At 72.2% G+C, this 13,419-nt stretch carries 11 protein-coding genes; 2 read left to right on the top strand and 9 right to left on the bottom strand.

Features of this window, described 5'->3' with window-relative positions:
• Nucleotides 1-53: 53 nt before the first annotated feature.
• The 7 genes from ABGB14_RS11870 to ABGB14_RS11840 all read right to left on the bottom strand — a co-directional run bounded on the left by ABGB14_RS11870 (nt 54) and on the right by ABGB14_RS11840 (nt 5,613).
• Entirely contained in the window at nt 54-1,541 is a 1,488-nt protein-coding gene (locus tag ABGB14_RS11870) for a hypothetical protein (RefSeq protein ID WP_347643652.1), read from the bottom strand.
• Complete coding sequence (locus tag ABGB14_RS11865) at nt 1,538-2,266, bottom strand: ABC transporter ATP-binding protein (RefSeq protein WP_347643651.1); 729 nt, start codon at nt 2,264-2,266, stop codon at nt 1,538-1,540. The genes ABGB14_RS11870 and ABGB14_RS11865 overlap by 4 nt, the downstream gene beginning before the upstream one ends.
• Nucleotides 2,263-2,835, bottom strand: a complete 573-nt coding sequence (locus ABGB14_RS11860) for a redoxin domain-containing protein (RefSeq protein ID WP_347643650.1) — start codon at nt 2,833-2,835, stop codon at nt 2,263-2,265. Before ABGB14_RS11860 ends, ABGB14_RS11865 begins: the two co-directional genes overlap by 4 nt.
• Nucleotides 2,832-3,401 carry a MauE/DoxX family redox-associated membrane protein gene (locus ABGB14_RS11855; RefSeq protein ID WP_347616102.1) on the bottom strand — a complete coding sequence of 190 codons (570 nt, stop codon included), beginning with the start codon at nt 3,399-3,401 and terminating at the stop codon, nt 2,832-2,834. The genes ABGB14_RS11860 and ABGB14_RS11855 overlap by 4 nt, the downstream gene beginning before the upstream one ends.
• The gene (locus ABGB14_RS11850) at nt 3,395-4,294 is read right to left on the bottom strand and encodes a hypothetical protein (RefSeq protein ID WP_347643649.1); all 900 of its coding nucleotides are present in this window, start codon (nt 4,292-4,294) and stop codon (nt 3,395-3,397) included. Before ABGB14_RS11850 ends, ABGB14_RS11855 begins: the two co-directional genes overlap by 7 nt.
• Nucleotides 4,291-5,310 (bottom strand): MvdC/MvdD family ATP grasp protein, encoded by a 1,020-nt coding sequence (locus tag ABGB14_RS11845; protein WP_347643648.1) that lies wholly within the window; start codon nt 5,308-5,310, stop codon nt 4,291-4,293. The genes ABGB14_RS11850 and ABGB14_RS11845 overlap by 4 nt, the downstream gene beginning before the upstream one ends.
• 93 nt (nt 5,311-5,403) lie before the next feature.
• On the bottom strand, nt 5,404-5,613 hold the full coding sequence (locus ABGB14_RS11840; RefSeq protein WP_347616105.1) for a hypothetical protein: 210 nt from the start codon (nt 5,611-5,613) through the stop codon (nt 5,404-5,406).
• 151 nt (nt 5,614-5,764) lie between these two features.
• On the opposite strand from ABGB14_RS11840, the gene ABGB14_RS11835 reads away from it, so the two are divergent.
• Both ABGB14_RS11835 and ABGB14_RS11830 read left to right on the top strand, forming a co-directional pair.
• Nucleotides 5,765-8,608, top strand: a complete 2,844-nt coding sequence (locus ABGB14_RS11835; protein WP_347643647.1) for an AAA family ATPase — start codon at nt 5,765-5,767, stop codon at nt 8,606-8,608.
• A gap of 112 nt (nt 8,609-8,720) precedes the next feature.
• Nucleotides 8,721-9,140 (top strand): helix-turn-helix transcriptional regulator, encoded by a 420-nt coding sequence (locus tag ABGB14_RS11830; protein ID WP_347643646.1) that lies wholly within the window; start codon nt 8,721-8,723, stop codon nt 9,138-9,140.
• A 64-nt stretch (nt 9,141-9,204) separates the two neighbouring features.
• On the opposite strand, the gene ABGB14_RS11825 is transcribed toward ABGB14_RS11830, so the two are convergent.
• Nucleotides 9,205-9,453: a hypothetical protein gene (locus ABGB14_RS11825; protein WP_347643645.1), complete on the bottom strand. Its 249-nt coding sequence runs from the start codon at nt 9,451-9,453 to the stop codon at nt 9,205-9,207.
• Nucleotides 9,454-9,474: 21 nt separating this feature from the next.
• A complete protein-coding gene (locus ABGB14_RS11820; RefSeq protein WP_347643644.1) occupies nt 9,475-13,416 on the bottom strand; it encodes a hypothetical protein in 3,942 nt (1,313 codons plus the stop codon).
• Nucleotides 13,417-13,419 lie beyond the last annotated feature (3 nt).

The following is a 13,419-nucleotide window of genomic DNA, read 5'->3' as shown; positions in this document are numbered from 1 at the left end:
TCGCCTGCCTGCTGACGGTTGTGGCGATTATCGGGAGGGGCACTCGCCGCCGGTTAGCGCGGCGATAGCGCGGCGCGCGCCGCCGGCGAGCGAGGCAGGGCACGGGCGGCACCGGCCCAGATCGCCACCGTCGCCATCGACAGGCTCGCCACGGCCGTGGCCGGTGGCGCATCCACGGCCAGCAGGATCGTGCACGGTGTCCAGCCGAGCCCGCACAGCGCCAGCGCGAGCGTGAACCTCGCCGCGAGCGGGTCGATGAGCGCGCCGGCCAGCTCGCTCGCGCCGGCGATGAGCACGGCGGTGATCGGAGCCAGCAGCACCCCGGCCCACCACATGGTCGCCCCGACCGCGGGCGAGAGGATCTGGGGCAACCACAGCACCTCCAGCGCCACGGCCGTGCGCGCCACCGGGAGGATGTTGGCCCAGATCAGGACCCGCTCCATCCGCATGCCCGTCACCCGCGCGAAGTGGTGGTCGCGCTCGACCGCCACGCCTCCGACGAGATGCTCGCCCAGCAGATGCGGCACCGCCGGCAGCAGCGGCACCCAGCCGTACGCGGGAGCCACCACCATGAGTCCCGCCACCGCCGCCAGGAGCAGGACGGGCATGACCAGACGGTCGGCCAGTACCCGCCGCTCCTGCGCCAGGGCCCGGTAGAGCACCGCCCGCTCACCGGTGAGTGCCGACGGTCGCCTGAGCGAGGCGACCCCCGTTCGGAACCGCTCGGCTCCCAGCTCCTGGCCGGAGTGGGAGTGGCGCAGCACCTCCTGCGCGCCGGCCCTCTCCCGCGCAGCCGCGTCGGCGGGCTCCTGGTAGCCGTCGGCCATGGCGATCAGGAGAGCCGCTCCGCACATGAGAGACGCCAGGCCGGCCAGCAGCAGCGGCGCCGATCCTGGTGCCGGTTCGAACAACAGTCCGGCCAGTCCCCGCACGAGCGGCGCCAGCCGGACCCAGGCCGCGGCGGGCAGGTCGGAGGCGTATGAGATCAGCATCGCCACGGCCCACACCGCTCCGGCGACGCGCAAGGTCACGCGCGCCGCGGCGGGCCCCAGCACCAGCAGATGGCGTACGCACGCGACCAGTCCGAACAGCAGGAGCAGCGCGGCGCAGGCGGCGGCCGGCTGCCACGCCCACACCGGGTCGAGCCCCGCCCACCAGCGGGTGAGCGCTCCGGCGGCCAGGACCATCAGCGCGAAACGCGCCGGCCCGGCCAGCAGATGCCTGGCCAGCAGAGCGCGGCCGCCTCCGGGAGCGGTCAGCGACCACGAGGCGTCGGCGGTCGACAGCCGCAGCGGCGAGCGACGCGTCGCGGTCAGCAACAGCAGGGGAAGGATCAGCGGCGCGACGGTGGTGACCCGGTCGGCCACGCCGTCCTGGCCGGGAGGCGCGAGCGCGGTGAGCCGCAACTGGAGCAGGGCCACCAGTGCCGCCCCCGCCGCCAGCAGCAACATCCGCCACGGGCGCAGCTCCCGCACCCGCCGGGACCAGGCGGCGCAGGAGAGGTAGGCAAGGGCGCGGCTCGCGGCCGCGAACGCCCTCACCGGCTCTCCGCCGTCAGAGCGAGGTAGGCCTCTTCGAGCCCGATCGGCCCGGACAACCCCGCCTGGCGCACGAGGCTGGAAAGGTCGCCGCCGGCTATGACCCGTCCGCTCTCCAGCACGATCACGCGATCGGCGATGCGCTGCGCGTCGTGCAGGATGTGGGTGGCCACCACGACGGCCGCACCACCCGCCGCCAGGTCGGCGAGGGTGGCGCGCAGCCGCATGGCGCTGTGGGGGTCCAGGCCGTTGAACGGCTCGTCGAGCAGCAGCACCTTGGCCCCGTGCAGCAGCGCCATGACCAGGGCGAGCCGGCGCCGCAGCCCTTGCGAGAGCTCGTGGGGCAGCGCGTCGCGCCGGTCGGTGAGCTCGAATCGCTCCAGCAGCTCGCGGGCGCGGGACTCCCATGCGGGCAACCGGTAGGCCAGGGCGACGAAGGTGATGTGCTCCCAGAGCGACACCCCCGGGTACAGGTCGGGCTGCTCCGGCATGTAGGACACCGCCTGCTGGGCCCGGGTGCTGCCGGGTGAGTGGCCGCCGACCAACGTGGCGCCCGCGTCGAGCCGTACGAGTCCGGCCGCCGCCTTGAACAGCGTGGACTTGCCGGCGCCGTTGTGCCCCAGCAGCGCGGTGATCTGCCCGTACTCGCACCGGAAGGTCGCACCGTCCACAGCCGTCCGGTCCGCGAACCGTTTGACGGCTGCCTCGCACTCCCACGCCGCCGTCATCGTGCGCCCACCACGTCCGCCTGCCAGCCGCGCACGAGGTTCTGCCAGCCCTGTGAACCGAGAGGGCCGCTGCCGCGCACCACGCCCGACTCCACGTGGCAGTAGAGCGGCGTGGCCTGCCGCGGGTTGTAGAGCTCGCGCAAGGGGTGGCCCGGCGCGGCCAGCACGGTCCTGGCGGGGACGTCGTGTTCGGCGACCAGCCGCTCGGCCTCGGCACGGCTTCCTGACTCCTCGTCGAAGACCACCATCACCAGGTCGCTCCCCGCGGACGCGGCCAGCGACCACAGCGCTCTCATGTGAGGGAGGTGCTCGCGGCAGCTCGGACAGTGGTGGGAGACGAAGACGAGGGTGAAGGCGCGCTCGGCGTAGTCCTCGGTGTCCACCACCGCCCCGTCGAGCGTGGACGCGGAGAAGGCCGGCGCGGGCGTGCCCTCGGGGAGTCCCAGGTCGGCCGGCTGATGGCGGAAGGGATCGAGCACGAACCTGAGCTTGGCCGCCATGAGGAGGGTCAGCGCCACCGAGCCGAGCAGGACGGCCCAGGTGAGGGCGAACATCGTCGTCGTGGTCATGAGAGGCTCTCCTTCGTGGCCGCCGCCTGCCGCGCCGGGCGCAGGATCAGGCCCAGATCGGGCAGGCGCAGCCAGACAGTGACGAACAGCAGGGCCATCACCGCGACGAGCGCGAGCGCGTCCGCGCGGAGGACACCCTGGTGCGGCGTCAGCACCCGCAGGACGAGCGCGGCGCAGGCGCAGGCGATCAGCCCGGCGTTACGGAGCAGGTCGAGCGCCGAGATGGGCTGCGTGCTGCGGCCGAAGCAGTTGCAGGAGATCCTCCGCCCCCTCAGCAGGGCCAGCGTGAGCTGGGCCGAGAACAGCAGCAGGAGGCCCGCAGCGAGCAGGAGCCCCCACGTCAGCGCGGCGCCACCGGCCGCGATCAGCACGGCGGCGGTACCCTCGGCCAGCACCACCGCGGTCGCGGCGGGCCGGGCTGCGCGGGCGGGCAGGCCCGACAGGTCGGCGGTCGCCTTCGTGAAAGCCGGCAGGTTGCGCAGCTTGGCCACAACCGCCAGGACGAAGACCAGCGTCAGGCTCAGACGGAAGAACAGCAGCGCGTATTCGGGAAAAGGGCTCAGCATGCGCGTTCACCTCCGGTGTGGTCGAACTCCCAGTAGGGGCGGGGCGGCTGGTCGGGCGTGGGGGCGGTGAAGAACCTGCGGGCGCGAAAGCCCTCGGCGTCGGCCACCATGCCGAGCAGGCCGCCGCTTTCGTCGCTGCGCACGAGCCACTCGCGCAGGGGCTCGGCACAGCGCCACATCAGCTCCTCCTCCCGCGGACTCGGGATCGTCACCCGAAGCCCCAGCCGCGCGGTTTCGGCACGCGTGATGGCGTGGCCGTGGCTGTCGTAGCCGGAGACCAGCTCGTCGACGACGCGGGCGCGTCCCTCCTCGTCCAGGCCGGGCCGCTGGAGGGCGATGAGCTCCCGTGCCGCCCTGCGGATGTTGCGGTCGGCGCGGTAGAAGGTGGACAGCGTCGTGGGGAACAGCCGCTGGCTGACGGCCGAGAAGATGTGCAGCTGGTCGGCCTTCTGGTCCAGGCCGAACCACTCACCGGCCATCCGGGGCAGGAGCCGGATGTCCTCGGCGGAGATACGGCCAGGACCTGCCGCGTGCTCTCCCAGGGCGGAGACGTGCGGGTCGATCGGCCCGAGTTGCGCCATCGGGCCCAGCACCAGCTCGTCAGCGGCCAGACACAGCAGGGTGCCCGCGGATTCGGCGTGGTCGGGAACGAGCACGGTCAGCCGGTCGGCGTGCTCGCGCAGGAGCAGGGCGATGCGCCGCGTGGCGTCCACGTCGCCTCCGCTGGTGAAGAGCACGAGGTCGATGCGCTCGGCGCGCTTGCGGCCGCGCAGGCACTCGTACAGAGCGTAGGCGTGCGCGGCGTCGAGGCGGTCGGCCAGCAGCGCGAGAGCCCGGCCACCGCGTACGCCCTCCAGCTCGGCCAGCGCGTCGGCTACCGCGTGCCCGCTCACGACGGTCGTCCCGCGTTGAGCAGGCAGCCGGCCAGCGCGTCCGTCATGCGCAGCTCAGGCACGCGCTCTTCGATGTAGACGAACTGGCCGATGGGATTGTTCTCCAGGAAGACGTGGCGGCCGTCCGGAGTCAGGATGAGGTCGAGCGCGCCGAAGGTCAGGCCGTAGCTGTGCACGAACTCCAGGCATCGTCCCGCCACCTCGTCGGGCAGCCGGGCCGCGCGGTAGGGCACGTCCACGTCGAAGTGCCGCAGGTCCACCGCGGTCTCCGGCCGTTCCTGCGAGTGGATTTCGGCGGCGAAGACCTCATCGCCGATGACAGTCACCCGCAACTCCCTGTCCTTGTCGACGTACTCCTGGAACAGGCAGGGGGTCAGGCGAACGGCCTCCAGCGCCGCCAGCTCGGCTTCCCCGAGCATGGTGGTCGGCATCTCCAAGGCGGTCGGCGGTCCGGGCACCCCTGCCGCGACGGACTCGACGGAGGCGAGCGCGGCGGGTCCTGTCATGCTTTTGAAGATCGTTCTTCCCCCGCACTCGGCGTGGAAGGCGCGCACCGCTTCCGGGTCGCTGGTGATGAGCGTGCGCGGCACCTCGAACCCCATGCGTGCGGCCCGCCGCAGTTGCTCGGGTTTCCAGCTCGCCGCCCTGACGTCGCCGGGACGGCTCATCCAGTAGCAGTCCAGCGATGCCAGGAGCCCTCCCATGGTCTGCTCCAACTCCGCGGCGGCGAAGGCGCGCTCCGTCGGCCCCAGCGCGGCCGACGGACCGTAAGGGTAGGGGCGGCGCAGCCACACCGACCGCACGCGCTCCAGGTCTGCCACGCGGTCGCCGGCACTTATGTGAAACCCGCCCGTCCAGCGCGGGCCGCGCAGCGCCGTACGGATCACCGCCGCGTCAGGCAGGTCGTCGGAATTCAGCCGCACGGGCTCATGACCCCAGCCGGTCAGCTTTTTTATGATGACGTCGGCATGCGGGTCCATCGTGTTCGTGAATATCAGTATCTGCGATTCCTGCATTTCTGCGGCCCGCCAATTCGTAGGGATGGAACGGGGTGGGGAGCTCGGGGGCGGACGCCGCGGGTGCGTCCGCCCCCGAGCTGTCCCGGCGGGTCAGCAGCCGATGGGGCCGGTGTCCCAGAGCTGGCGGTTGTAGGTGATGCAGCCGCCGAGGGCGCACACCTTGAACTTGGTGCAGTAACCGGCGGAGACATCGTCCCCGCCGACCCACACCTGCTGGTCGGCGTCGTAGGCGCCGGTCGGCTCGCCGGTCGCCTCGGCGGGGACGGTGCGCGCGATTCCCAGACCGAACGGAGAATTCATTTTCTGTTCCCTTTCTTTGGGGCGATGTCTTTATCGTGCCGACGGCCGGGCGATGACGACAGTCACGAAAACACCTGACAGCCGCATAGTCAGGCAACCGCGCAGGCAATAGAGTTGAAGATCATTGATCTCGCGCGGCTGGAGGTCGTACGTGGACGGTCGGGTCAGGCGGCTCGTGGGCAGGCAGGCCGAGCTCTCGGCGCTCGACGGCGTGCTGGAGACCACTCTCGGCGGGCGTTTCCAGCTCCTGGCGGTGACCGGCGAACCCGGCGTGGGCAAGTCACGGTTATTGGATGAGGTGACGTCCAAGGCCGAGCAGCGTGGCATGTGCGCGGCCAGGGGACTGGCCTCGGAGTACGAGTCTGATCTGCCGCTCGCCCTGGTCGTCGACGCCCTCGACGAGCGGCTTGCCGGCCTGCGCGAGGAGCTGCGTGAGCGCCTCGGCCGACCGGCGATCTCCCTGCTGGCCTCCGTCTTCCCCGCTCTGGCCGGCGAACCGGCCGGCGAGGCGCAGCTGAGTCCCTTCACCCGCAACCGGTTCTACCGGGCCGTCAGGGGCGTGCTGGAGGAACTGGCCGCTCCCAGGGGTCTGGCTCTGGTCCTCGACGACGTGCACTGGGCCGACGAGGCCTCGGCGGAGCTGCTCGGCTATCTGATCCGCCATCCGCCTGGCGGCGGCGTGCTCATGGCGCTGGCCTACCGTCCCGCGCAGGCCCCGTCCCACCTGGCCAAACTGGTGCAGCCCGCCAAACACGCCCACCGGCTGGCGGTGGATCCCCTGAGCCATGCCGAGGTGGAGGAATTTCTCGGCCCGGCGGCCGGGCCCGCCCGTTCACAGGCGCTGTACGAAGTCAGCGGCGGCAACCCTTTCTATCTGGAGGTCCTGGCCGACCTGGATTCACCGGTCATGGCCGAGGCGCCGCCGGGCGGCCTGCCCGCCGACCTGCGTACCGCGCTCAGGCTCGAACTCGACGCGCTGCCGCCCGACGCGCTGCTGGTCGCCCACGGTGCGGCGGTCGCAGGCGAGGAGTTCGATCTGCCGATCCTGGAGGTGGCCGCTGCCCTGCCGGAAGAGGCGGTCGCGGAGAGCATGGACCGGCTGGCCGCTCGCGACGTCATTCGCCCGGCCAGGTCGGCGAGTCACTTCCGCTTCCGCCACCCCCTCGTCAGGAGCGCCGTCTACGACTCGGCAGGCGCCGGCTGGCGGGTGCGGGCGCACGCGCGCATCGCCGCGTACCTCGCCACGATAGGCGCGCCGGCGTCGTTACGCGCCCACCACCTGGTGCAGTCGGCCCGGCCCGGCGACGCCGGCGCGATCCGGACGCTGAAGTCGGCAGCACGATCGGCGGAGGAACACGCTCCTGCCACAGCCGCGCGCTGGCTGCAGGCGGCGCTGCGCCTGATGCCGGAGGAGGAGCAGGACCGGGTGGAGGTCCTCATGGAGCTGGCCAGGCTCCAGGCGATCAGCGGCCAGCTGAACGAGGGCAGCAGCACCGCGCAGCAGGCGCTGCGGTTGCTGCCCGACTCCGATCACGCGCGACGGGCGTCGGTGGTCCGGCGCTCGGCCATGATCGACCGGATGCTCGGCCGACCGGCCGAGGGGCAGGCCCTGCTCATGGCGGAGCTCAACCGCATGCCCCATCCCCTGCTGCGCGCGGCGGTGCCCCTGCGGCTACGGCTCGTCGGGGACAACCTCATGCGCGGTGACGTCCAGGCCGCCCGGCACTACCTGGATCTCATCCCGGAGATCTCCGTCCAGGAGGAGCCGGGCATGGCCGTGGCCGTGGCCGCGCTGCGGCCCATAACGGCCTATTCGGCCGGGCGGGCGGAAGACGCGCTCTTCCACATCGAGGCCGCGGAGCGCCTGGCCGGCAAGACCTCCGACGAGCACCTGGCCGAGTGGATCGACGCCCTGTCCTGGTTCTGCTGGGCACAGACGCTGCTGGGCCGCCAGCAGCCGGCCCTGCACTGGTTCTCGCGCGCTGTCGCCGTGGCCCGATCGACGGGCCAGAACTACATCCTGCCGAACCTGCTGGCCGGGCAGGCTCGGACGCTCTGGCAGGCCGGCGAGCTCTCGGCAGCGGAGATGGCGGCCGACGAGGCGACAGAGATGGGCAGATCGCTGTCCTCGGTGCAGCTGCTGGTCTTCGGACTGACCGAGCGCTGCCTGGTGGCCTCCTGGTCGGGGCGTCACGAGGAGGCCCTGCGACACGCCGAGGAAGCGATGCAGGTGTGCGCGGGCAGAGCGGAATCGTGGGCGGCCACCGCCCGCTACGCCGGTGCACGGGCGCTGATCAACTCGGGGAAGGTGGCCGCGGGCGCGCAGGCGCTGGAACAGGTCTGCGCGCCGTCCACCAGGATCCTCCTCGACCGGGCCACGCTGCTGGCCTGCTACGAGGCCATGGCCTTCGCCGAGATGGCCCAGGAGCGAGGCGAGCAGTCCGCGCTGTGGGCCGAGCGCGCCACCCGCGTTGCCTCGTCCGCCTTACCCGCCTCCCAGGCAACGGCCCGGCTGAGCAGAGCCCACGCGCTGCGCCTCGACGACCCCGCCGCCTCGGCCGGGCAGGCCGCACGCGCAGCCGAGGAGTTCACCCATGCCGGCCATTGGGTGGATGCCGGGCGCGCGTGGCTGGTCGCGGGCACCGCCTTCACCACCGCGAACGCGCGCGACCCCGCCCGTGCGGCCCTGCAGCGAGCAGCGGAGATCTTCGTCCGATGCGGGGCCAGGCACCTGCTGGCCGAAACCGTCCGGGAGCAGCGCAGGAGCGGCGTGCGGGTGTCGTCGTCGCCGGGCCGCGCGGCGGGGCCGTTCGGGCTCTCGCGCCGCGAGATGGACGTGGCCGAGTTGGCGGGCGGCGGCAGCAGCAACAAGCAGATCGCCCAGCAACTGTCGATCAGCATCCACACGGTGGAGACCCACCTGTCACACATCTTCACCAAGCTCGGGGTCACCTCCCGCATCGGGATGAAGAACGCTCTCGATGGCTGGATGTGACCACCACGCACCCTGATGCGGCCGATCGCGGGAATCAAGGTTTACCGCGATGTCCGCGTGCGCCCTCGTGCCGCATGCTGAGCAGGTCCGTCACAGAGCTTGGGGTGCCCATATGACGATCATCTCTGTTGTCTCACCATCGCCGATCCTCACCCGCGGCCTGTCCGAGGTCCTCCATGAGGAGGGCATCGACGCCGCCACCATCACACCCGTCCTCCTCCTGGTGGCCGGCGGGGAGCGCGGCGAGCTGATCGAGAGGGTCGTGGGAGTGATTCAGGAAGCGGTGGAGAACGACCCGCCCCCGCATCATCCCGATCTGTCCATCAGGGAGAACGAGGTTCTCCAGCGGGTCGCCGACGGCCTGACCCAGCAGCAGATCGCGCAGAGCCTGGGCATCAGCCGGCACACCGTCGACACCTACCTGCGCAGGATCAGGACCAAGCTGGGGCTGGGCAACAAGGCCGAACTCACCAGGGCGGCCGTGCTCGGCCATCGGGCTGAGCCGGCGCTGGCGGCGGGCCGGAGCGCCTGAAGCGGCACGCCGCGTATCGCGCCTGACCGCGGAGTCCTTCAGCCGCTCCAGGAAGAACGCCGGGTCATTCGCCGGCGTCCTGCTCGTAGGCGGCCAACGCCGGCTCGCCGCCTTCGCGCAGCTCGAAGAGCACGCCGTGGTCCCCCGGATAGCCCTGCCGGTGGTCGAAACCGCCGAAATAGATCTGGTCCGGCACGCCGCCGGGAAACGCCGCGCAGAACGGCAGGACCCGGTCGGCCGACGTCGTCCCCGCCGGGTTGGCCCGCTTCCTGATCCGGGAACACGCGTCGCAGATGGCCGGCCGTAGCCGCATGTCCTCCCCCTCATGTCTTCTCTATGGCGGTTCGTAGTCGGGGTTGTCGTGCCACGGACCATATTCCGGCTCGGCCAGATGGTTGCCGACCGCTTCCTCGTTCAGCATCACCCGGAATCTCCGCACGTGCTTGAAGGGGAAACCTCCGGGGATGGCGACCTCCTGCTGGTGCCCGCCGTACAGCTCGCTGCCGACGGTCCTGTCCGCGTCGACGCCTCCCTCCAGGTCGAGCTCGTACTGGTATTTCCCGCGCCAGGGCATCACGGGATTGCGGCTGGTCGACACGAAGGCCCTGTTGCCCGCGCCGAGGTGCTGGTCGAGGTCGGCGTCGTGGATGTCCTTCGCCAGGAAACCGGTCTCCTTCAACTGGTCCGGGCCGCGGTTGTCCACACGGTAGAGCGGCTCCCGCGTCTCCCGTATCACCACGTTGTCGACATGGTGTCCCAGGTTGGTGATGACGTATTCCGACAGGGCCTTCCACTGGTCGTCGGTCCTCGGAGGGGCGACCCGCCCGGCCGCGTACTCGTTCGGCGGGGCGTAACCGGTCGGCGAGATGCCCTTGGGGAAAAGGCTGAGGCCGAGCCGGTCCTTCACCCGCCCGCGCTGCTTGATGTCATCCTCCGTCCGCACCGCCATGTCCATGATGTGGGCCGGTATCCAGCGCTCGCCGAGGCGCGTGTCCCACACCGTGCGCTCGATGACGACGTCGGCGCGGACGGCTCCGATTCTCTTGTGCAGCGGCAGCCGCCCGTCAGCCGCCACCTCCACCTCGCGGCCGCGCCGGTCGTAATGGACCCCGCCCCGGACGCGATAGCCCCACACGCCATCGAGCAGGCCCGGCCCGTGGCCGGCGAACCACTCGGCGAGCTCCTCGCGGGCGTACGTCATGGCAGCGTCCTTGGCGGGTCCCGCGAAGTGCACGTCGCTCCTGTGCAGATCGGGCCGGGCCTTCTTGACGTGCTCCATCCCCGCTGCCCAGGCGGCGTCGACGGCGTCCGTCAAGGTGTCCCTCAGGTGGCGGAGCGTCCGCTGGATCTGCCGCTGCACGAGCCGGTGGTCGTTGGGCAGCGCCGGATCGTTCAGCGGCGATACGAACTCGCCGCGGCGCGCCGCCGCCTCGGCCTTCTCCTCCGCCCTCCTCACATGGCCGGCGGCGTCGGTGGACAGCGAGACCACGCCGGCGCCGGCCGAGGACGGCTCCGCCGCCGACGGGCGCGCGCCGGAACCCGCGCGATCGCCCTCCCCCGCCGTCCGGCCGCCCTCGCCCTCCGGGTAGAGCTCCTCGTGCGTCCTGCCGAAATGGTTCCTCAGCGTCCCGTAGACGTAGTCGTGGCCCTTCCTGATGTCGCGCCATCGCGGATGATCCGGCGGTACCGCTCGCCCGTTCTCCTGGAACTCCCGCCAGGCGGCCAGGTCGTCGAGCCCGGCGGCGATGACCAGCTCCCGCTCCGAAGCCTTGCCCTCCTCCCAGCGAACCCACTGGTGGTTCCGCGCCGCGGCGGCACGGTCCTCCCCGATGTGGAAAGCCTCCAGCGCCACGTCCACCCAGAAGCCGTCGGCGTCGTTCGGCCGCGGGGAGAAGGCGTCCCTGGCATGCACCTCCTCCAGCTCCCGCGTACCGGACTCCGCGGGACCGCCTGGCCGGCTCGCCGCGTCACGGGACAGGTGCCGGTCGATCAGCCGGCCGATCGCCGTGGCCAGCGGGCGCGGCCGTTCGGCGTTGTGGAACTCGGTGAACGCCTCCGCGATCATCTCGTGCGGGTCGGCCGCCCCGATGGTCGACAGGTGCCACTCGACCTCGGTCCTGATCGCCGGGTCGTCGTGGAAGTCCCCCGCGTCGTACCGCATGCGCAGCACCCGCGACACGGCCCGGTCGAGTTCCGCGCGGAGGGCGGGGTCGCCCAGCAGGCCCTCGGCGAGCTGGTGACCGTACTCGTGGTGGACGATGCCTTCGACCGTGCCCCCGCCGGGCACCGTACGGCCGGTTTCCTCGTCCCGCGCCGCACGCGCCACCACGCCGGGGGGGTCGGCGAACTGCCGCCGGTTGAGATAGACACCCCGGCGTTCCCCGGTGGTGACGGCCACGGCCGGCTGCGTGTCCGCGCCAGGGATGTGGGCGAAATCCTCATCGAAGTTCACGGCCCGGAAATGGCGGAGCCCTTCGACCGGATAGCGCTCGGCCAGCCTTCGCACGGCCGCCGCACTCGCACGCGCCGCCTCCGGGTGCATGCCGTCGAGATCGACGCGGAGGCCGGTGCCAGGCAGGCGCTCGGCCGGCCGTTCCGCCTCCCGCCGCGCCTCGCCCTCGTACGTCTGCTGCCCCGCTTCCCTCGCCACCGCGCCGGGTGCGGCTCCTGCACCAGGAACGTCGTGGGCCGCTGTCACCGGCTGGGCCGGCGCAGAGGGCGAAGCCGCGGGGGCGGAGGACGCGGTTGCGGAGGCCGTCGGGCTCCCGTGGGCCGGGCCCTGCTGAGCCGCGGGCGGGGAACCCGCGGGAGCTGGTTCGGCCGTCCGCGCCGGCGCGCCCGACGACGGATCCGCAGAGGGAGCGGCAGGGCTGGTGACCGGGACGTCCGTCCCGCCGAGCGCGCTCGTCAGATCGGCGGCGGACGGGACGACGTCCTCACGCGCGAGTCCGGCGTCGTCACCGGAGGAAGGGAGCGGGGCCGCAGGCGTGCTCGGCGCTCCGGCATCCGGCGGCGCGGCGTGCATCGGCCCGCCATCTTCGTGCCCTGCGTGACCGGACACCCGGGAGGCCGAGGTCGGGGAGGGCGCGGCCGTGGGAGGACCGATCGTACCTGGCGCGGATGGCGCCGCGGCGGCCGGGTGATGGGACGGACGCGGTGCGGACCCGGCCGGCGGAGCCGGTGCGGGGTCGGTGTCGGCGACCGGAGGTCCGGCGGGTGGGAGAGACGGGTCCGCCGCGGGCGAGGGGCCGGCGCCCCCGGAAACCGGCGCGGCGGACAGGCCCGCGCCCCTGGGAGGCCCGGAAGGGGGTTCGGCGGTCCCTGCCGGGCCGGGAAGGGACCCGGAAGCGGAGCCGGCGGGCCCCGAAGAGCCGGTCGACGGCGCGGCGGGCGCCGGGCCGGCGTCGAACGGGGTGATCAGCTCGCGGATGTCCGTGGCCGTGCCGATGACGGATTGGGAGACGCCCGCACGAGCCATGTCCTCGAGCGAGACGGGCTGCCCCGTGATGAAGCCCATGACAGCGGCCGCAGCGGCGCCACCGGTGGCGCCGCTGAACGCGCTGTGGCCGGCGGATCGCAGCAGCAACATCCGGCCGGCGTCGGCGATGCCGGTCGCACCCGGCGTGCCCCTGCGGTTCAGGGCGCCCTGGGTGAGGCTCTGCACCACCGACTCCATGGCCTCCTGGAAACCCTCCATGGCGGCCTTGCCGAGATCGATCCGGCCGCGGTTGCCCTGGAACGCCTGTATGCCCTGGACCGCCATGGACAGACCGGCCCCCGTCGCGAAGTCGACGGCGGCGTACCGCACCAAGGCCTGCAGCAGTTGCCGGTAGATGAGCGTGATCCGCATGCGCTGCTGGGCCAGCCGGGCCGCGACCGCAGCAGCGGTGATCCCGCCTGCCCAGAGCGCGGTCACGAGCCGCACGATCGACACGACCACCACGGCCAGGGTGGCGAGGATCATCATCTGGGCGTACTCGATCTCGGTGGCGGCGTCCTTGAACTGCGTGCCCATCGCCCGGCAGAGCTGTTCGAGCCGGGCGGCCGACTCGCGCAGCTCGGACGCGCGGCCCGAGAACGCAGCGGACGAGTCGCCCTTGTTGTGCGACATCACCTGACCGAGGGCCTCGTCCAGGGCGGGAAGGAGCGCTTCTATGCCGTCCGCGGCGCGCAGCCACGCGTCGCCGAGGCGGCGCATGCCCTCCAGGTCGACATCCGGCCACTTGCAGCCGCCGAGCCATCCGGCCGCCCATTCGGCCCAGGCGGGGAACTCCATGGA

The sequence above is a fragment of the Nonomuraea sp. B10E15 genome, from assembly GCF_039871615.1.
Taxonomy (GTDB): domain Bacteria; phylum Actinomycetota; class Actinomycetes; order Streptosporangiales; family Streptosporangiaceae; genus Nonomuraea.
The sequence above is the reverse complement of the archived record's forward strand: the minus strand, read 5'-3'. Positions and strand labels throughout refer to the sequence as shown.